Origin of the sequence: Gottfriedia sp. OAE603 (assembly GCF_040543965.1) — a bacterium.
Lineage (GTDB): Bacteria > Bacillota > Bacilli > Bacillales > Bacillaceae_G > Gottfriedia > Gottfriedia solisilvae.
In genome coordinates, this window is record NZ_JBEUNN010000001.1 from 752,395 (window position 1) to 773,507 (window position 21,113).

Genomic DNA, 21,113 nt, shown 5'->3' on the forward strand with positions numbered 1-21,113 from the left:
GAGGAAGCATAATGTACAGATTGTTAATCGCAGATGATGAACCTTTAGAAAGAGAAGGATTAGAGCTTACGATTAAGAAGGGATTACCTGAATTATTTAAAATTGATCATGCTGAAAATGGACGAGTTGCGATAGAATGTGCTGAAAAAAATCACTATGATATTATCTTTATGGATATAAAAATGCCAGGTATTCAAGGGCTTGAAGCAGTGGAAGTAATTAGAAAAAAATTACCTTTAGCTAAAATAATCATTGTAACTGCATATGATTATTTTTCATATGCTAAAGCTGCAATTTCATTGGGAGTAAAGGATTACATTTTAAAGCCTGCAAAGAGAGAACAGATTATTTCCTTATTAAAGGGATTGATTGCAGAAATAGAACATGATTATCAAAAAAGAGTCGAGGAATTACATCATATTGAAATGCTCTCGCACTTTAGACCTTTAACAGAAAATGAATTGTCATTAATGATTATGTTAAATACGATTCAGGATATCAGCCCTGATGAAATGACTAATTTACTAGACTTTAAGGTAGAGTATGGCTTTAGTAAAGTTGTATGTATCGATTCTCATGACCTATTACAAGATTTAGATTTAAAAAGAATATATGAATGTGTAAAGCACTATATGAAGTCGGAAAATAACTGTATTGTTAGCCCAATTGTTGAAGGTAAAATTGCTATTTTTGAGCCAATAGAATTAAATAGATTACACCTAATCCAAGAAATTGAAATTAAAAATAGTGCAAAAAAATTAAAAGAATATGTTCAAAAACAAACAGGATATACTATTCGATGTGAAGTTGGATCTATCCAAAAAGGGATCGAAGGTTGGCGGAAATCTTATTTTGAAGCAATGTATTTATTTAATGCTGGGTTAGACGAGGTTTCAGAAACTAAACTTTCATCAAAATTTGTTAAGATTACAAATGATGAATTACTAGCAATTAGCAGCGCGATAAATATGCTTGATTTGGACTTATCCCTTGAACAATTTAGTCGAATTTATGACCGTTTAACACTGGAACTAAATTTAGATACAAAGCAATTGAAGGCAGAATTAATCATTTTATTTAATCATTTGGAACAACTCCTACAACAGCAAAACTATCAAGTTACTACATTTGAATTTCCAGATATTGACGAAGTAGTCCTAATTAAAAAAGTATCTGAACAGCAAATGATTAAGTTAATCCAAATCATGAGTAAAGAAAAAGAAACAAGGATTAACCATTTCGTCGAACTTGCAAAGGCTTATATCTATGAGAATTATCGTGAAGACATCTCGCTCGTACAAATCGCAAACCATGTAAACCTAAATTCGTTCTACTTTAGCAAAATGTTTAAAAAGAAAACGGGTGAAACATTTAGTGATTTTGTGATGAAGGTCCGAATTGAACAAGCTAAGAAGCTAATGCAGGATGATCGACTGAACTTAAAAGAAATTAGTTATGAAGTTGGGTATAAGGATCCGAATTATTTTAGTCGGGTGTTTAAGAAGTATGCGAATGAGTCTCCGAAACAGTATCGGAGTAAGTTGATTAATAGATAGATTTTAGACGACTCAGGTTTGGGTCGTTTTTTTATTGTGAAGTAGTGATGGCAGTACGAATAAATTATCGTTGGATTAATAGAAAAAGAATATAGAAAAACTCAAGTAAATCTGAAATAATATTTGGTCTCAGCGTTATTTAAGGATTAAATCTAACTAACTTCCCTTTAATATGTGAAGTTTATCACTTAAACTAAATGGCAGTATAGTTTAAGTGAAGGGATTCACAATAAGATGCGTATTTTAAATTTGTAAAACCAAAATTTATCCGCGTTTTTCTACTATCGGACAGATTTTTAACGAAAGGAGGTAATTAATCTTACCATTTATTAGAAGTAACTAACACTTAACTCCAAATCATTCTGAGTAAAAGAGATACTTATTTAAATGTTTTCATCAAGATTAAAGGGAAAAGTGAAAACGCTGTAGTATTGGGTTTATACCCAACCTAATTATTTATCTATGCGAAACTAGTAATGTATTCTATAATTTAAAAGCCAATCCATTTATTAAGGATTGGCTTTTAAGTTCGTGTTATATAAGATTTATTGTTTTTTAACCTTCAATTCTAATTTTTCTAAATCAGTAATATCTTTATACTTTTCATTTTTTATCTTATTTTGATCTGAGAGTTCAAATTTACCTTGCACTCCTCCTTGAACTGCATATGCACCATCGGTTACTGGATAAACGCTAGGTTTTAGAAATAAAATATATGATTTATTATTCTCTATTGATAATTCACTTATTTGAACTACATTGTCTAACTCACCGCCTATGGTTCTAATTTCTATTTCATCACCAGCTTTTATACCTTCACCTTTATATACTTTTTGAATTTTTAATACTTTGTTAGTATATAAGACCTCATCAGTATCAGTGTCGGTTACAGATTCTGGTTGTTTAGTTACTGCTTTTTTTGTATTTTTTTCAGAAATTATTTTACCTTTTACAATTAATGGCGAATTGTTAGATAAATCTTCAATAGTAGGATAATTTACTTCAAGTGAGTCAACTGTAGAATATAATTTATTATTTATTTGCTTATTATCTGCTGCACCATGAACATAAAGTCCAACTGATAATGAACAACTTACTACTATTCCTATAGCTAATAATTTATTTAATTTCATAAGTACAACTCCTTCACTTAATTTGGACCATACATTATCTTTGCTGCTTCAGTATCAAATGATGTTAAAGATCGTTTTACTTGGCCTTTATTTGTATATCCATACATTACATAACTAGAATGAGTACTTAAATATGTATCGAGTAATCTATGCCAGTGACCCATTTCATGTAATGCAACAGTTTTCAAATCATACTGGGTTGAAGATGGAGTACCTGTTAGCCCGGTGTACCAACTGTAGCTAGAGTTAATTGTAGTGTTAACCTCTGTCAAATTATGACTTGCATCGGAATAGCATAAAGTTACAGCTAGCGAATCTGCTGGTCCATATAGCCAATCATTGTTAGATGAAGATGAGTATCCAAGAAATATTCCAGAATTTGCATTCCAGCCTTTTAAACCAGTTCCAGCAGCAGATTCGTTAACCGCATAATCAAATGAAGTTGGCCAAGTATTGTCATCAAAATCATACGTAACATTAGAGCTTTTCCACTTATCTACTGAGACAATTACTGAAGGACTATTGTCATTTGCTAGGGCGTTGTGAGCTAAATATCCATTAAAAATTATTGAAGCTCCTAAAATTGTACCTAGTAATATATTTGTATTCCGTTTTTTACTCATTGTTAACCTCCTTTAATCTTTGAAACTATAAATTTTTTACTACTCAAATTAAAGTTCGATAATTTCCATTTATTTCCTTTTTAAAAATTAAGAATATTCTCTCTTTTTTCGACAAAGTAGGTAATTATGATTATTTAACAAAAAGCATAAAAGGGAAAACATCGCAATAATAATTTTTATTGAGATTATCATTGATATATTTTGGTCGAATTATATTTGATTGTTCATTTTGGGTACGGTCTAAACGCTAGTGAATTTATATTTATTCTTTACAAAAAAATCTAACTTTTACTAGACTATAAATGTTATCCTAAATGTTATATGACAAAAACGGTCAATCCATTGTGAATAAATTAAAATACTAGTGTTTTTCATATTAAGGAAAATATATTATCCAACACTACCTGGTAACAAAACATTTAATTATTAGCATTGACTTAGAGTTGGTTAATGATAACGAATTAAGAATATATGCTGAAAATGAATTTTCATCGGATTGGATTCGTATGAAATACTCTAATCATATTCAAAATTTAATTGATAAAATCTTAGAAGAAAATCTGATAATTAAGATAACTACCAAGTGTTCTGAAGAAGTTTCTAATTGAACTAACGAGAGCGAGTTAGTTGTAGTTCAAAAGCAGCCATTGGCTGCTTTTTTAATACGTATTTAGCAGGTTAGTTGAAGTAGAAAAACAGATAAAAATAATAATATGATAGTATAGATATAAATAATTTCAGAAAACCATATGGAACAATCATATTCTAGATCTATTAAATGGTAAGGAGTAACAAAATTAATGAAAAAGGAACTCAAAAAATTTAATACGATTGCTCTAATAGTAATTTGGGCTTTGTTTTGTATTTCGTTAAAGTTACCTGCTTTAACAACAGCTAGTGGAGATAAATTTGGCGGACTTGTTATGTTGTTAATAGGTTGGTTAGGTATATTAGCGGGGATGATGTCTACCGTTAGTTGGTATGCAAACCTGTTTTTTGTTTACATTTCGATTCAGACATTAAGAGGTAAGAAAACTAGTATTAGCCATTTATTTATGTTATTACTGGCTATCCTCCCATTGTTTCCAATGGAACTGATGCTTGATGAGGGAGGAACTACATCCATAGTTACGGAACATAACCTTGGCTTTTATTTGTGGTTCTCGGCAATAGTGTTATTATCTATATTGGTATTTATTAATTGGAGATTTATTAGAAATAGAAATAATTGAATGCAATTTTTATTCTGGTAGTTTTTATGAAGAAATCTAAGCGATATTCTCCTCCACAAAGGATATGTGTTTTCTTATTGAACTAACTGGCGCTTTAGTTGTAAACCGATAGACTGTTGCAGTAGTCTATTTTTTTATTGCACTAGGAAGTTCAGTTAATTCAAGAATGATATAATAATTGTTAATTAAGAAATTTGAAATATATATTTAATAGAATTATTTAATAGAATCAGTCGATCTATTAGTTAATCAATTTATATGTTAATCATGTATATATAAAAGGGGTAATTATGAAAATTAAAGCGTTATTATTTTACTCGGCACCATTTCTTTTAAGTGTATTACTTATACTATATAACGGAATACCCACAATACTATCATTCGTTGTAGGTTGGTTATTCATTTCTATTTTTTGGTTTGGTGTTCCAATGTTAGTTTTTTGCTTACCTTACTGGTTTTATTTTAAATTCTTTGGAAAATACTATGCAAAAACACGTAAGCACTCTATTCTAGCTTTTTTTGGAACAATAATTTTGTTAGTGGTGTTTTTAATTGGTTCAGCTAAAATTTACAGACCAATCGAGAATAAAATTTATTTTACAAATGAGACAAAGAAGAGTTTAACTAAACGTTCACTAACTCTTTATGAAGAAAGAATGAATAGAAAAGGAATAGTAAAAGAAATTAACAAAACGAGTAAGATGGAAGGCTGGGATGATGTTGAAGTTAGTGGTCTCGTAGAAGGTAGAAAACTTCAAATCGTTATTATGCCAAAAAATAAAGAAGTACAATGGACGACTTATTTTAATTATCTATACAAAGATGGCAAATGGTCACTAGTAAGTACAAATGTATCTTCAAACTAAAAACCATTTATTTTAAATATAAATATACGAGTCACTAGGAAATTTAGCATGTAACTATGAATAGTTGTATAGATGCAGCTTTTTTTATTTTCTTATTGAACTAACTGGCGCATTAGTTTTAAAAGTAATACTTAAATTACGGTATATTCTTACTAGTCATTAATGTAAGATGATTTATTTTACAGAGGTCCTATCCCGTAAATAGAAACTATATTATAATTTAGTCTTCTTACAAGACGTCTTTTTTTTATTTGGAGGTACATATTATGTCAGAAACATTAGAACTTAAAATAGAAAGTATTATAAATAGCTTTGAACATAGAGTTACTACACTTCATGAGGAATATAAAAAGGAGCTACAGTTTGAAATAGAAACGAACTTAAATTTGGTGGACTTAACTGTATTTAGTTGGCAGGGAATTTATGCCTTAGAGATAACTGCATTTTATGAAGTAAAAGAATTTAACATAAACGAAATTGAAGTGATAGAACATAAAATTGTCGAAAATACAATGTTCAATAAATCTTCTAATTTAAAAAGGATAAGAAATTTGGCTAAACAAGTTGCAATCATAATAAAAGAGAATCACGGTTTCGAATGTGATATTGATGAATTTATTAATTAATTGATCCTATAACAGTAAAGTGTCTTCTTCTAGGATCAATTAAACTAACTGGCGCGTTAGTTCAACAAAAAGAGTACTATAGTGGCTCATTTTTTTTGGGAAAAACTTTCAGGTTAGTGCAGAAAGAAGGTGCTGAAACCATTCCTGCCGAATAAAGGTCATATACACAAAAAATAAGATTTAATGTGGTAGAAAAATAGGTTTTTCAATTGAAATTCTTTTATAATACCGAGTTAAATGAATTGGTGTAAATAGATTTCAATGAGGGATTTTATTCAATACTTTTATGATAAAGAGGGTTATGTTTTATGAATGTAATGGAGCACATTGCTTTTTATTCTCCACTTTCTTTAGAGGAATTTGGTAATAAGCTTCAGAATTTATTACCTTTAGATTTTATTAAAAATGATTTTGAGAATGAAACAGAATGGTTGATTTATCATTATAATAATAGTTATGAAGTAAATATTACCCGCCCATATGAAGAAGGTACTCTTCAAGAGTGGGATGATACTGTTCCACCAAAATGTAATTTCGGGTTTACCATAATTGGTATAAACGAAAATAGTATTTGTAATTGTGAATTTGTTCTTGATATCATACTTCCAATGTTCATTAATGCTATAGAGAAAATTATTAATGGAAAAGCATATTATCATCGAGGTATTATCATGAATAAAAATATTAAAAGTTAACTAACTGGCGCGTTAGTTGTACTTCTAAAAGTAGCCAATGGCTACTTTTTTTGTTGATTTAATTGGTAGATTTGTTCAATTAGGCAAAAGATATTATGTTATAATTTTGATAATAAATACAGTGTACTGAGGTTAACATCATGAAAAAACTTTTGATAGTAATACTTTTAGGAATAATAGGAATAGGGTGTTTTTTCCTATTTTCGGGACATGAAGGGTTTAACATTAAAATTAAAAACCAGACGAACAAAAATATCTCAGGGTTAATACTTACTACCCCAAAAGGAGATATCAAAATACCCACAATATTACAAGGTGAAGAATATAAATTAAATGTAAAGCCAAATGGTAAAGGTTCTATAACTCTACATTATAAAATTGAAGGCGAAACAGGATCAATTGGTGTTATTGGCCAATTAAAAAAGGAATATTATGGTGAGGCAGAAGTGATTTTTAAGTTAATCGGCAAAAGTGGATTGATACAGGTAGAAAGTTCTCACGAAATAAACAATTATAAATTATTCAACTAACTGGCGCGTTAGTTGAAGATCACAAGCTGCTTAGAAGCAGCTTTTTTTGTATAATCATAAAAAAGAGGTGATTTCATTTTGGAGTGCGTTCCGAATGTACGAGAAATATTACTCGATGAAGAAATGGATGAACAGGAGTTTGTTAATATATTCAATAGGTTCTACAAGCAAGGATGTTATATTTACGCAATTATACCCGAGTGCGAACAAGAACTATTAAAGAAATTATCTAGTGACTTTAATGAACTAAATAAATTTCCTTTACCACGAGTTTTTCCAAGGGAAATAGGTCATTTAGGATATTTAAAAGACAGTCTGAATAAATTTATTTACGAATTTTATTTACGGTCTACCACAATAGACAATCTTGTTTTTTCCGAAACCGATGTAACAGAGCTATTAAAAAATATAAATAAGAAGAATGTTCACATTTGCAAATTGTTTGAATTAAATAAAATTCCACATATTACAATAGGTCCTGATGGTCAATGGCTTAATGTATTTGAGTATTAAGTTTAATCCTTAAGCAACTAACTGGCGCGTTAGTTGTACATCATGATCGACTTTTTAGTCGATTTTTTATTATGCAAAACTGCAAATTAGATTGAATAAGTAAGGTGTTATTTACTAAACGTATGGAAATAACTCATCACCATTTGGAAGAAAATTTTTATAAAACCTAGAATTAACATACTTAGAAGTGATCACCATGGGAGGTAAGTCAGTGATACATCATAAAAAAAGGATAGCCGTTATGTTATTGTTGTGTGTAGCTATTATCTGGTACATATTCTTTAAACCTACTTTTCTAATGAATGGAAACGATAAAAAAAATATCGTAGAAACTATTCAAGCTTTAAACGAGCAGCAACAATCAATTGAAATTATAAAAATTTTTGATTTGAAAAAAGATCGATATGTAGCGTATTTGCATGATAATATCCCTGCAAATATACACTTTGAAAAAAACAGTCTTGGAAATTATAAATTTATCGATGCTGATTATGGATACACCAACCTCGAAAATAAAACAGAAGAAAACCTTCAAGTTTTCCCTTTATTTAGGGGATTTAAAGATGGAAAGCCTTTGCCTTTGAACCTACTTGTAATAACAAATTACGAAAATACTGTCGCTAAATTGGGTGTTCGCGTTGTGAATGCTACTGGTAGCACAGAGAAAAATGAAATTAACGTGGGTAAACCAAGCGCTAGTATTCTTACAATGTATAAAGCATCTGAAGCATTTAGTTTGGAATATAAATATTTTGATAAAAATGGAAAACTAGTTAAGTAATTAACGCATGCGTTAATTGAATAGGTTGTGGACGAGGAATTCTTGCTGGATAAATGTGATTTTTATTTAAACGAGGTGTATTATGAAATTTATTTCAGGAGGATATTATATTGTTGCTCCTACTATGAGACAAGAATATATGTATAAAGAAATAATACCAGAGAAAGTAATCTCAGTAAGTGAGTGCATTTGTGATATCCATCCCGAAATCAATGTATTTTGGAGTGGTTCGAAGGAAAATAAACTAAAGTACATTAAAGAAGTTAATATTTCAGAAGACAAATATAAAGAGATGGAAAAATGGATTCAAGATCACTTTGACTTGAAGGAATTCGAATATCCACAAATATTCCCATCATTAAATTTAGCAAAAGAATTTTATTGTACATTTTTAAATCATATACAAGATTTACGAATCATAGGTTTTGGATTACCAAGCAATTATTTAGAAAGTTTTTTTGATGAGGAAGGCACATTAAACAAAACCACGGAAGATAGAACAGGTCTCGAGAATATATTGATGAAGAAAGATTTTATTGATGATGTAACTTCAATAAAAGGTTTTGAGATTTTAGGTTATGAAACTAATATCTTCCATTCGTATTTGTGCAACGGATTAGAGAAAGATTTTAAAAATCAATTTGATTTTTCATTAAATGAAAATGGATTTGTAAGTTCACTAGAGGAAGCAGAAAAATGTTGTGACATTGCAAATGATGAAGAACTAGGAACTGAAGATGTTTTTTGGCTTCCTTGGGCTATTTTTGAATATGAACCTTATTGAACTAACTGGCGCGTTAGTTAAACAAGATCACGAGTCGCTACGCGGCTTTTTTTATTGTAGTAACTGGCAGTTTAGTTGAAGAAGGTTGAGAAATAAACGGGATAATTTACCATAGAAATTTTAAGGGAATAATCGTTAAAATTGAGTAACACAACTAAACAAAGCCAGAACGGTGCAATTCTATAATATTTTTTACGGAGGAGTAAGGTGGGAACAACAAATAAAAAATCTATTTTAGGATTAACATTAGGTATATTATCAATAATCCTTCCTATAATTGGATTAATCCTTGGGATTATTGGGAATTCATTATCAAAGAAAAGCATTGTTGAAATTGATAATTCAAATGAAAAAGGAAAAGGTTTAGCTAAATCAGGTAGGATTTGTAGTATCATCGGAATATGGATCCAGAGTATTTTGATTTTATTAATGGCATTTATGGCGTATATATATTACATGTTAATAACAGGTGGTAAGTAGCATTAACTTCGATTAGCTCATATTTTATTCCCTGAATTTGATTGTAGTGAAAAAGATTGATAGAAACCAATATAAAAAAATTCGTATTGAACTAACTGGCGCGTTAGTTGTATATCATCGAGTTGCTACGGCAGCTCTTTTTTCTTATTCAAATAACGGCAAGTTTAGTTAAATTAGGAATGTTATAATAAAGTTAATTAATAATAGTGAGGTTTATCTTAATGAAAAACTATTTTATCAGATTGATTTTTGGACTGTTAACTTTTGCGTTCATTGTAGTTTTATCAAAAATTTTTAAAATTGAAATATTCAATTCGAATCACCCTAGTAATCATTTTATTACTTTGCTTCTAGTACTAGCTGGAGGTTGGGGTGGATGGTTTTTCTACAAATTAAAAAAAGAGCAAAAGTAAATTTCTTGTTCAACTAACTAGCGCGTTAGTTGTATTAGAACACAAGGATAAATGTGGCAATTAGATAAGTATGCAAAACCCTTCAGGAGATGAATTATTTTGTTTGAAACAGAGCGATGTTTTATTAATTCTTTTCAAAAATTGGATTATGATGATGTCAAAAAATTATACATAAATAAAAAAGTAAGAAATTTTCTCGGTGGAATACCTGAAGAAGATTCAATTAGAGTAGTCTTAGACGAAATGCTTAATTCAAATGAAGATTCTTATTATTGGATTGTAAGAGAAATACAAACAGATACTTTTATAGGGTTAGTTTCTCTTACGCCACATCACGATGGACTATTTCTCGAAATTTCATATCAATTTTTACCTAATTGGTGGGGATCAGGTTATGCAACTGAAGTTGTTCAAGTGATAATAAAATATGCTTTAAATGAATTGAAACTAACCAAAGTGGTTGCAGAAACGCAAATAGCTAATACTCCTTCTTGTAAACTTTTAGAGAAGTTAGGTATGGAACTTGAAAAGAAAATTATAAGATTCGGAGCCGAGCAAGCAATTTATTCCATTGAATCCTTAGTGCAGTAGTGTATTTGTTTTTAAAACTTGAACATCCTAACCCAACTAATGCACAGCATTAGTTGAAGAAAACGAGTTACTTATAGCTCGTTTTTTTATTGAAATAAATGGCAGTCTAGTTGCACAAGGGATTGTTCTAACCTTGAGAAAGAATGTTTTTAATGTTTTATGGGATCTAACTTTCTACAACAGATAGTGCAATTGGTTCTGTAAGTGGAGACATTATAAACTGCATTGCTCAAATGGCTGAACAAAGTTTAGGTGGATATTCTAAGTAAATAAAAGAGGACTTATTTCTGTTTTGTAAACATTTATCGATATAAACACTCATATTTAAATTGCGGTACAAAACAAACAATTCCAAAAGAAAATTAATAGCCTTAACCCTTTAAAATACAAGGCTAAGGCTGCTTAATAAATACTTTTTATTTTACTATCTACTTAACTAATCTTTCTTTATATGATTAACATAGTCTTTTAATTAGTCAAAATATGTTTTTTATATTATTAATCTCTTGCATCAATAACAGTACAACGCATTGCACCTCTTCTTATTGCACGTTCTGCTTCTTCTAATGAAATTCGTACAAAGACAGCTTGATCAATATCATTTTCTACATCAAAAAGAGCAAATGCCTGACGGTTAGTTATAAAGATACACTTGAATTCTGCCGTTACGCCATCTTCATTTCTAGGAGCAGTGTTTCTTATTTCACAAAAATCAAGTCCTGCATTTTTAAGTCTTTTTGCTGTTTCCATATTAATACGAATGATAACAAATACCTCTAAATCGATTCCAGGAACTTCTGATTCTATTTCAACAACTGCAAAAAAACGGTTCCCTACCCTTAGAAGACAATTGGCACCTATTTCAAAAATTTCTTCTTCATTCATATATCCACGACCTTTTTTAAAGTTTTAGCTAGTTCTTATAACTGATGAGAGGAGTAACTAGGTAACTAGTCTCTTTTCATCATATTCATAAGTGGATAGTAGGTTACGGATAGACAAACTGTGATATTACCCAATTTTATACAAGTAATAATAACCATTAGTGCGAATGGTTGAGGACGAGTGCTTCTTAACTCAAGATGATCATTGAGTACCTCAACATAGATATACTTTATTAATTGGAAATGAAATGAAGGGATCAGTTTCAAATATTATTTTTAACGGCTGATTTTTTGCTCACTACTTGTTTTTAATCACTAACATTTTTTATCTTAAAAGTATAGGGAAGTCATAATAAAACAAAGAGAGCACTCTTATAAAAGAGTGCTCTTATACGTTCTAATAGGAAATATTTATCGTGACATTACTTACAGTGTATTTACCATTTTTATAATAACCTTTTGTATTTGCATCTTTAATAAATTTTAGAGTAAATTGTGGTCCAGTTTCATAGGTGTCTCCATATAAGTAAGAAACGTTCGTATCAACTAATCTTGTAATTGTTATTGTAGTTTCATATTCTCCGAAAATATTAGATGAATCACGAATAGTAGTGTAATAAGGTGTTGTAATTAGAGTTTTTGTTGATGTTACAGTTTTTGTACTACTATTATAGATATCTCCTGAAGTTAAATAACTTACCTTTACATTATTAGCGGTATATGAAGATAATGTTCCATACACGGCATTTGTGGAATCTACAACAAAAACACCACGTTCTCCGTACACTTTCCCTGTCGTGCCATTAAGAGATAACGCTGTGTTTTCATCGATTCCATACCCGACCTTTAGATTTAAATCACGTTCTGCTAATAAAATACGACCAATTCGCCCTCGAGCATCAAAATGTGTATCAATTGCTGCATTTACAAAACCAAATCCTGTTGTGTAGGCACCGTTGTCGGGATGTGTAGAATCCGCTAAAGAAACATCACTAATCTTCTTAGATGCTAACCCGTTAAAATATAAGTATCCGTAACTTATTCCTTCACCATAAGTTTTAGGACTTTGTACTGCAGTACCTGCACTAGTACCAGATATTATTGCACCAGCTGATGCTCTTTGTTGAATTGCCGAAAATAACGGAGTTGGGGTTCCATCATCTTTTAAAAGGCTGCGAACATGACGTGACTGATCTCCACCATTAAAGAAGATTACGTCTGCCGAGTTAATCAAATCAATATTACTTTGTTTGTAAGCTTCAGTTATATAATTATCAACGGCTACAGGAATAAAAACAGGTGTGAATCCGTAACTAGTGAACAGATTTTTATATGATAGGTGACCTGGAATATCATTTGTGTAAGCGTCAAATGCTGTAGCATAGTCTGCTGCTGCACTACATACTACTGCAACGACAGGGTTTGTTTTTCCAGTCGCTGTTTTTAAAGCATTATAAATTTCTGAATTATTATCAGCGATAGCCCCACCCATTAAAAATACTTTTGGAGCTGTTGCTGCATTTGCATTTTTTTTAGTTGGTAAGAAAAATGAACCAAAAACAAGGGAGACTACTAAAACAAAGGATAATACGAAAGAATTATATATTTTCAGTTTCATATTTTACTCTTCCTCCATTTTTAATTGTTTATTCAAATGTTCCTTTTACAATTGGTATACTATTTTCAACCATGATTTTTCCGTGAGCAATTACTGTTTCAATATTTAATGTTTCTTGATTTATTAGGACAATATCTGCGTCATTGTCAACTTTGATATTGCCTTTGCTTTGCAATTTTAGTACTTGTGCTGGATTAGATGTGATAACTTGTAATGCAATTTCTAATGGAATATCTTCATCTATAACTGCATCTCTAACTTCTTGATAAAGGGATGAAATCTTTCCTATTTGGAGCCCCATATATTCACCGTTCTGATCAAAGTATGGAAGGCTTGCTTGACCGTCAGATGAGAAAGTTATGTTTTGAATATCTACACCTTCTTCAAGCATAACACGAAGTCCCTTGCTGCATTTCACTTCGCCTTGTTCTAGAAATAGTGGTATTGTGCTTGTTGTGAAGTCCACATAACCACCTCGAAGTGCATATTGTACACCTGCTTTAAATAATTCCTCGTTTCTGTTTATATGAGTTGGATGAAAATGCCGAATAGGAATATTTGTCATATCTACAAGTTCATGAAGTATCGAGAGTTTTTCTTCACCATCTCCAACATGAATTTCTAAAATACCGGCTTTACCTGATAAAATTCCACCGTTTCGAGCAGCAGAAGCAATCTTTGCTATTTCCTCTAAAGTAGGTTCAGATGAACGATGATCAGAAATAGCAATCTCACCAACACCAATTATTTTATCAATTAAAATAATGTCACTTTGTATAGTACCAGTTATTGTTTTTACAGGTATTTGATATGACCCAGTATGAATATAACAAGTCACACCTTCTTCTTCTAATCCGCGTGCTTTAGCAAGCAAACTTTCTATATTTCTTGTGGTTCCGTCTGTACCAAGTACACCAACCAAAGTAGTAACTCCAGCAGTAGTTATATCAGTTAATTTAAGTTCAGGAGTACGAGTCTTAAATCCGCCTTCACCACCTCCACCTATAATATGGACATGTGAATCAATAAATCCTGGTACCACAAACGAGTTTGATGCGTCAATAACGTTGCAGGAGAAGAGGGCGGGTGGGATTTCAATTTGATCGGAAATCATTTCAATTTTACCACCCGCTATTAGTATGTCTTTTTTGCCGATATAGTGTGGTGTGTATACTTGACCATTTTTTATTAAAGTTAACAACGTATTTCCCCCTAAATCTTTGGATGACTTTACTTTTTTAGAATGGACCGTAGTTAATTAAATGTGCTACCACTACGGCAACTAAACCGATTAAATATTGGATGAATACTAATGGGAAAATCCATTTTGCCCATTTAGTCCAAGGGACACCTGCAATTGCTAAACCTGCCATTAAAGTACCGGCCGTTGGGAAAATAATATTTCCAATTCCATCCGCAAAAGAGAAAGATAATACAGCAGTTTGGCGAGTTATATCTAAGAGGTCAGCCAATGGCGCCATAATTGGCATTGTTAACATTGCATGACCGCTACCTGAAGCTAAAATAAAGTGGATAGCTGCTTGGAAATTATACATTCCAATAACACTTAAATAAGAAGGGATATGTTTAATAGCCTCTGAAACACCATGAAGCATCGGATCAACAATATGTCCTTCATTTAACACTACTAAAATAGCACGCGAGACACCGATAATAAGAGCACCACTGATCAATGCGGCGGAACCTTGGGTAAATGATTTAACTACATCATCAATAGATAATCTGCCAATAATTCCAATTGCAATTGTTAAGATTACAAATAAAGAAGCAATTTCAGTAATATACCATTGATATTTAATTACGCCAAATGCTAAAACAATGTAATTTATTAGGAAAGCAACTAGAATCCATTTATGTCTAGTGGTTAGTCTAGCTTTAGATATTAATAGTTCATTCGTTTGTTCAATTGAATATTTTCCGTAAAAGCCCAGTTTAGGATTTTTCTTAACTTTCATAGCGTAACGGTAGATATACGCAACTGAAACAAGATAAACAATTACAAATAAAATTAATCGAAATCCCATTCCAGAAAAAGTCGGCAATTCGGCAATTCCTTGAGCGATACCAACTGTAAACGGGTTCATAATTGCTGTTGTGAAACCAGCAGATGCACCAACTAATACAATAGCAGTTCCAGTAATTGTGTCAAAACCTAATGCAAGTGCTAGAGGGACCAAAAGTGGTATGTAAGCTAAAGTTTCTTCAGCCATTCCCATTAATGAGCCACCAATTGCAAAGAATAACATCATAATAGGGATTAATAACTTTTCCCTAGTAGCAAGTTTTCTAGCCATTGTTGAAATTAACACTTCAATAGTGCCAGTAGCGCTTAAAACCCCAAAAAAACCACCAATAATAAGGACGAAGAAAATAATATTTGCTGCTTCTACCATACCTGTATGAATAGATTTAACCATTTCAAACAAACCAACTGGAGTTGATGCTATTGATTTATAAGAATTTGGATCTACTGTTGTATGTCCATCAATATCAACTCGAGCGTATTCTCCAGTAGGTAAAATATAAGTAAGAATGGTTGCAATTAATAATATAACGAGTAATAATGCAAAAACATTTATTTTACGTTCTTTCTTTTCCTTTAACTTAGTTGTAACTTCTTTAGTTTGAATTTGTGTCATTAACTACTCCCCCTTTTTATTCCTAGATTGTGTACGAATTTTGAAGTAAGAAAAATTTAAAGCGCTTCCATATTATTCCTCCCTACAAATTGAATTCTTTAAAAAAGGTTTCTAGTTTTATATAAGCAAATAGTGTGCCAATATTTAAATTCTTATTTTTAAGAAAATTTTACTAATAGCTAGTATTTATTGGTTCTTTTTGGTTTGTTAAATGATAAAATAAAATCAATTTAAACCAATTCAAACCGATAGGGTGATCCTTTACTATGAAAACAACAGCACTTACTTTAATTACCGGAAGTTCAAAAACAAAGGAAACATTATCAAATCAGCTTGCTCAATTGCTAGAAGATTACATAACAATTAAGTCAATTGCCATTGATGATAAAGCTATTGATGAAATTAGGGATGATATTATCCTTTTTTCATCGGAACAAGTGAAAAAAGAAACTGAAAAAATAGCAAAAGTGTTCGGCAAGCATGTACTTGTAGGGAAGAGAACACTTAATCATGAAAACGTTGATAAGTTATTGAAGATAAATGAGGGGAAGAATGTACTAGTTGTAAATGATGATTTTGAATCGACAGTTGAATTGATTCAGTCCTTATACCAAATGGGGATTGATCACTTGCGATTTACTCCATTTAAGATGGAACAATTATATTATCCAGATATTGAAGTTGCAATTTCACCAGGAGAAACTCATTTAAGCCCCGATTATATAAAAGAAGTTATTGATATAGGTGTTCGTCTGTTTGATATTGCAACTATTTTACAAATTGTAGAATACTGTAAGCTTAATAGAAATATAGCTTCTTTAATTTCTGAGAAATATATAAGAAATATTATTGAATTACAAAGAGAAATTTTCAATGCAGAGCAACAAGCAAGGCAAGTAAATAAACACATTCAAAATGTTGTAAATGCTGTTGATGATGGAATCTTAGCCATTGATAGTTATAAAAGGATTACCGTATTTAATGAACGATTAGCAAATTTGTTTAAACTACATAATGAGAATATTGTGGGAAGACATTTTGAGGAGCTGATTTCACAACAAAATATTAAAGACTTTATTTTAAATGGAAATGAGGAATCAAAATTCTTTTCAATAAATAACACTGATATTGTAATCTATCGAACTTTTATTAAAGAGGATGAAAGAATTGTAGCGACTTTTAAAAGCGTTAACCGAGCTTTTGAAATAGAAAAGACAGCACAAAAGGAATTTAGAAAACAAGGATTTTACGCTAGATATGATTTTTCAGATATAATTGGCAACCATTATGCAATTTTAGAATGTAAACGAGTTGCGACGAAACTAGCAAAAGCTGAACATCCAATTTTAATTCAAGGTGAAACTGGGACAGGAAAAGAACTCTTTGCACATGCCATTCACAAACAATCAACCCGAAAAAATGGACCATTCTTAGCTATAAACTGTAGTGCATTTACGGAAAGTTTGTTAGAAAGTGAGTTATTTGGTTATGATGATGGAACCTTTACAGGTGCAAAAAAGGGCGGTAAAAAAGGGCTTTTTGAAATTGCAGACGGAGGTACAATTTTCTTAGATGAGATAGGTGACATTAGTTTAAACGTTCAGTCGCATTTATTACGTGTTCTCCAAGAACAAGAGATTCGTAGAATAGGCGGTAGAAAAATCATTCCTATTAATGTACGTATAATAGCTGCTACAAATAAAGATATTTACCAGAAGATTTCAGAAGGTTTTTTCCGTTCAGACTTGTATTATCGATTAAATGTATTAAATCTTTTAATTCCCCCACTACGATTAAGAAGAACGGACATTCCGTTATTAGTTAAAAGTTTTATTTCGAAAAGAGAGGGGATTTCTATAGAAGATGAAGTGCTAAATAAATTAGAGAAATTAGATTGGCCAGGCAATGTGCGAGAATTAAAAGGTGTTATAGATTACATGCTTACTGTTTGCGAAGGGGATGTAATTTCACTAAAAGATTTTCCTCAAAATAGTCTGTTACAGGATAATATAGACCAAAATAAATATATCGACGAATATCCATTTAATGCTTCTGCAAGTGTACTTGAAATTGAAGAATCAATTTTAATTCTTGAATCAATTAAGGATTTTAATGATCTAGGTAAAGTAGCAAGTAGAGATAATATTTCAAGTGCTAGTAAACAAAAGGGTAGATTCTTATCTCCTCAACAAATCAGACTCCGTTTAAAAAGTTTGGAAACAAACGGTCTAATAACGAAGGGGAAAGGGAGGGCTGGTACCAAGATTACTCCTAAGGGTATTAAATATTTAAATTTTCTGAAGTCTAATTTAACATATTAGTTTTTTTGTTCTTTATAATCCTTAATTGGTTGTATTTGGGTGAATATATATAACCAGTTATTAACAAAAATATTTAATTAGTCAGACTAAATTAAGTATTTTAATGAAATCAGATTGGTATAAAACTTGCTTGTACTTTTAAGTGAAACTTACTAATTTGAAAGGGGTTATGGAATTGAGAAAAAAACTAATTTCTATTTTAACTAGCTCCATGCTAATGTCATCACTTTTTGGCTTAACTATAGGAAACGCTCAAACTGAAAACGATGATATTAAAGGTAATCTTTTAATCGTAGGAGGTGGTTTAGGTACCTCAAATAAAGATGTCTACGAAAAATTTATCGAATTAGCTGGTGGCAAGAACGTAAGAATTGGGATTATTCCATCAGCAAGCAGTAAGTTAAAGTCTTCTAATGATTTTAAGAAAGATTTGGCATCTTATGGAGTAAAATCTGAATTTGTAGAAATATTACCTATATCAGACCATGATTTTTCAGATACGGAAGAGAATGAAATGAATTGGAAAGACAATGTGAATAATTCCAAAATAGTAAACCAAATAAAGAAACTTTCTGCTATTTGGTTCGTAGGCGGAGATCAACTACGCATTGTAAATACGCTTCGTACGAACGGAAAAGATTCAAAAGCGTTACAAGCTATTTGGGATATTTATCGTAATGGTGCAGTAATTGGAGGAACAAGCGCAGGAGCTGCTATTATGAGTAATACCATGATTACTGGAGGAGATAGTCTAGGTGCTTTAAAGGGATTTTATCAAAAGAATATAGATGTAAGAAACGGAAGTGAATATGAGCCTTTGACTGTTCAAAGTGGATTAGGTTTCTTCCGAAATGGTATTATAGATCAACATATGAACGAAAGAGCGCGTTACGCTAGACTTGCAATTAGTGCAATTAATTATGAAAAAGAAGGTAATTTTGCCTACGGAGTAGATGAAGATACTGCTATGGTTGTTAGGAATAAAGAAAAGATAATTGAAGTTATAGGTCGTAATGGAGTAGCTGTTATAAATGCTAACGGAACGAAAAGAATTGGTGAATCAGAAAAAAGTGACAAGCCCATTTTAAAAAATATAAAGATCAGCTACCTAACAGCTGGGGATAAAATTCACTATAATACTCACACTTTTGAATTTGCGGAAGGTAAATATGAAACAAGGGGATACGAGTATTATAAGTTTTACGCAAGACCCAATACAGGAATCTTAACTCCGTACGGTAGGTTAAAGAATTACTTAGCCTATTCTCTTATAGATAACGAATCGATGCAAACTGTAAAATCCTATATTTATGATAAAGAAGGTAAAGGATTTGAGATTGTCTTTAATAAAGAAAGCGATACGAATGGTTATTGGAAATATGTTGATGGACAAAAGGATGATTATTCCCTTGAAAATGTTTCGATGAATATCATTCCTAAAACTTTTACATTTAGTTCAGATCAAGAGGAAACTAGCGATTATCAAAAATCAGCCTTTAAAGCTACTAAAAATAATGTTAATGAAAAAATAGATGGAAGTTTAGTCATCACTGGCGGAGCACTAGGAAGTAGTAATAGTGAGGTTTATAAAAAACTAATAGAGCTTGCTGGTGGAAAAGAGAAGGCAAAAGTAGGTATCATTCCTGCTGCTAGTTCTAAACTAACTTCTTCAATTGACTTTAGAAATGATTTAATTAAACAAGGTGTAAATAAGGATTCTATTGAAATATTACCTGTTTCAAACCATGATTTTAAAGGAACACAAGAAGATGAGTCCGAGTGGAATGGAAATAAGAATAGTACAGAACTGGTTAGTAAAATAAATAATTTAAATTGTATTTGGTTTGTAGGTGGAGACCAGACGCTAATCACTGAATCACTGTTAAATGAAAATGGTTCAAAATCTAAGGTGTTAGAAGCAATCTGGAAAGTTTATAAAAATGGTGCAGTAATAGGTGGAACTAGTGCCGGTGCAGCTATTATGAGCAATACAATGATAGCTGGTGGAGATAGTTATGGAGCTTTGAGATATGGGTTTACAGAGTCATACGTTAATATGGAACAACAAGAAGGTGGACCTGTTTATTTGGAACAGGGTTTAAATTTCTTTCAATATGGGATAATTGATCAACATTTCGATAATAAAGCCAGATTAGGGCGACTGATTGCCACTGCTTATGAAAAAGGAGAAAAAAATCAATTAGCATATGGAGTAGACGAAGACACAGCAATGGTTGTAAATAACAAAGACCAAAGGGTTGATGTAGTTGGTCGAGGTGGCCTTACTCTAATTGACTTATCAAAAGTTCACACAGATAAAAATAAATCAAGTAACTATAAAAATATAATTGTTTCTGTCATTTCACCAGGCGATAGTGTAAATTTATTAACGAATGAAATTCTTATTAGTAATACAAAATCACCAACTAGAGGTAACGAATACTATGATAATAAAGTGCCCCCATATTCAGGTGCATTCTCTCCGCATGGACTATTAAAAAATTTATTAGCTTATGGTTTAATTGACAATATCAAGGCTAATGAAGTAAAAAGCTATAGTTTTATGGAAGGAAAGGGATTTGAATTAACGTTTAGAAAAACGGCTGAAACAAACGGCTATTGGGCTAATGCGGATGGCCAAAAAGATGACTATAGTATACTTAAAGTTTCTTTAGATATTAAGCCAATTAACGTAGAAATCAAATAGTTTAATTCAAATACCATCTCTGTTTTCGTCATGCCATATAATGGCATGACTTTATTAGTTTTAGATCCAAAATAAAAATAAAAATAAACTGTGAAATAGG

20 protein-coding genes are annotated in these 21,113 nt (G+C 31.1%); 14 read left to right on the forward strand and 6 right to left on the reverse strand.

The genetic code is table 11. The annotated features are described in order from the left end of the window. The first annotated feature begins 11 nt into the window (after positions 1–11). A complete protein-coding gene (locus tag ABID96_RS03750) occupies positions 12–1,556 on the forward strand; it encodes a response regulator transcription factor (RefSeq protein ID WP_192600877.1) in 1,545 nt (514 codons plus the stop codon). Positions 1,557–2,101: 545 nt separating this feature from the next. On the opposite strand, the gene ABID96_RS03755 is transcribed toward ABID96_RS03750, so the two are convergent. Then, a complete protein-coding gene (locus ABID96_RS03755; protein ID WP_192600878.1) occupies positions 2,102–2,689 on the reverse strand; it encodes a hypothetical protein in 588 nt (195 codons plus the stop codon). A 17-nt stretch (positions 2,690–2,706) separates the two neighbouring features. Further along, on the reverse strand, positions 2,707–3,312 hold the full coding sequence (locus tag ABID96_RS03760; protein ID WP_192600879.1) for a zinc metalloprotease: 606 nt from the start codon (positions 3,310–3,312) through the stop codon (positions 2,707–2,709). Positions 3,313–3,743: 431 nt separating this feature from the next. Here ABID96_RS03760 and ABID96_RS03765 point away from each other — a divergent pair, with 431 nt between their 5' ends. The 11 genes from ABID96_RS03765 (at position 3,744) to ABID96_RS03815 (ending at position 10,823) form a co-directional block, all read left to right on the forward strand. Next, positions 3,744–3,920: a DnaA N-terminal domain-containing protein gene (locus tag ABID96_RS03765; protein WP_377897024.1), complete on the forward strand. Its 177-nt coding sequence runs from the start codon at positions 3,744–3,746 to the stop codon at positions 3,918–3,920. A 192-nt stretch (positions 3,921–4,112) separates the two neighbouring features. Continuing rightward, a complete protein-coding gene (locus tag ABID96_RS03770) occupies positions 4,113–4,544 on the forward strand; it encodes a hypothetical protein (RefSeq protein WP_192600881.1) in 432 nt (143 codons plus the stop codon). A 290-nt stretch (positions 4,545–4,834) separates the two neighbouring features. Beyond that, entirely contained in the window at positions 4,835–5,410 is a 576-nt protein-coding gene (locus ABID96_RS03775; RefSeq protein ID WP_192600882.1) for a hypothetical protein, read from the forward strand. 266 nt (positions 5,411–5,676) lie between these two features. Beyond that, a complete protein-coding gene (locus ABID96_RS03780; protein WP_192600883.1) occupies positions 5,677–6,036 on the forward strand; it encodes a hypothetical protein in 360 nt (119 codons plus the stop codon). Positions 6,037–6,344: 308 nt separating this feature from the next. After that, positions 6,345–6,731 carry a hypothetical protein gene (locus ABID96_RS03785; protein WP_192600884.1) on the forward strand — a complete coding sequence of 129 codons (387 nt, stop codon included), beginning with the start codon at positions 6,345–6,347 and terminating at the stop codon, positions 6,729–6,731. A gap of 140 nt (positions 6,732–6,871) precedes the next feature. Further along, on the forward strand, positions 6,872–7,261 hold the full coding sequence (locus ABID96_RS03790) for a hypothetical protein (protein WP_192600885.1): 390 nt from the start codon (positions 6,872–6,874) through the stop codon (positions 7,259–7,261). A 724-nt stretch (positions 7,262–7,985) separates the two neighbouring features. Next, on the forward strand, positions 7,986–8,555 hold the full coding sequence (locus tag ABID96_RS03795; protein WP_192600887.1) for a hypothetical protein: 570 nt from the start codon (positions 7,986–7,988) through the stop codon (positions 8,553–8,555). 82 nt (positions 8,556–8,637) lie between these two features. Next, the gene (locus tag ABID96_RS03800; RefSeq protein ID WP_192600888.1) at positions 8,638–9,339 is read left to right on the forward strand and encodes a hypothetical protein; all 702 of its coding nucleotides are present in this window, start codon (positions 8,638–8,640) and stop codon (positions 9,337–9,339) included. 207 nt (positions 9,340–9,546) lie between these two features. Further along, positions 9,547–9,819 carry a DUF4190 domain-containing protein gene (locus tag ABID96_RS03805; protein ID WP_192600889.1) on the forward strand — a complete coding sequence of 91 codons (273 nt, stop codon included), beginning with the start codon at positions 9,547–9,549 and terminating at the stop codon, positions 9,817–9,819. A 221-nt stretch (positions 9,820–10,040) separates the two neighbouring features. Then, entirely contained in the window at positions 10,041–10,232 is a 192-nt protein-coding gene (locus tag ABID96_RS03810) for a hypothetical protein (RefSeq protein ID WP_192600890.1), read from the forward strand. A 99-nt stretch (positions 10,233–10,331) separates the two neighbouring features. Next, on the forward strand, positions 10,332–10,823 hold the full coding sequence (locus ABID96_RS03815) for a GNAT family N-acetyltransferase (RefSeq protein ID WP_192600891.1): 492 nt from the start codon (positions 10,332–10,334) through the stop codon (positions 10,821–10,823). 498 nt (positions 10,824–11,321) lie between these two features. Here the strand turns inward: ABID96_RS03815 and ABID96_RS03820 are convergent, their stop codons facing one another. The 4 genes from ABID96_RS03820 to ABID96_RS03835 all read right to left on the reverse strand — a co-directional run bounded on the left by ABID96_RS03820 (position 11,322) and on the right by ABID96_RS03835 (position 15,985). Then, positions 11,322–11,708 (reverse strand): hypothetical protein, encoded by a 387-nt coding sequence (locus ABID96_RS03820; RefSeq protein ID WP_129688238.1) that lies wholly within the window; start codon positions 11,706–11,708, stop codon positions 11,322–11,324. A 396-nt stretch (positions 11,709–12,104) separates the two neighbouring features. After that, positions 12,105–13,325: a cyanophycinase gene (locus ABID96_RS03825; protein WP_192600892.1), complete on the reverse strand. Its 1,221-nt coding sequence runs from the start codon at positions 13,323–13,325 to the stop codon at positions 12,105–12,107. Between the two features lie 28 nt (positions 13,326–13,353). Continuing rightward, on the reverse strand, positions 13,354–14,526 hold the full coding sequence (iadA, locus tag ABID96_RS03830) for a beta-aspartyl-peptidase (protein ID WP_192600893.1): 1,173 nt from the start codon (positions 14,524–14,526) through the stop codon (positions 13,354–13,356). Positions 14,527–14,563: 37 nt separating this feature from the next. Beyond that, a complete protein-coding gene (locus ABID96_RS03835; RefSeq protein WP_192600894.1) occupies positions 14,564–15,985 on the reverse strand; it encodes a YfcC family protein in 1,422 nt (473 codons plus the stop codon). 266 nt (positions 15,986–16,251) lie between these two features. Here ABID96_RS03835 and ABID96_RS03840 point away from each other — a divergent pair, with 266 nt between their 5' ends. Continuing rightward, a complete protein-coding gene (locus ABID96_RS03840; RefSeq protein ID WP_192600895.1) occupies positions 16,252–18,306 on the forward strand; it encodes a sigma-54 interaction domain-containing protein in 2,055 nt (684 codons plus the stop codon). Positions 18,307–18,475: 169 nt separating this feature from the next. Further along, the gene (locus ABID96_RS03845; RefSeq protein ID WP_377896647.1) at positions 18,476–21,013 is read left to right on the forward strand and encodes a cyanophycinase; all 2,538 of its coding nucleotides are present in this window, start codon (positions 18,476–18,478) and stop codon (positions 21,011–21,013) included. Positions 21,014–21,113 lie beyond the last annotated feature (100 nt).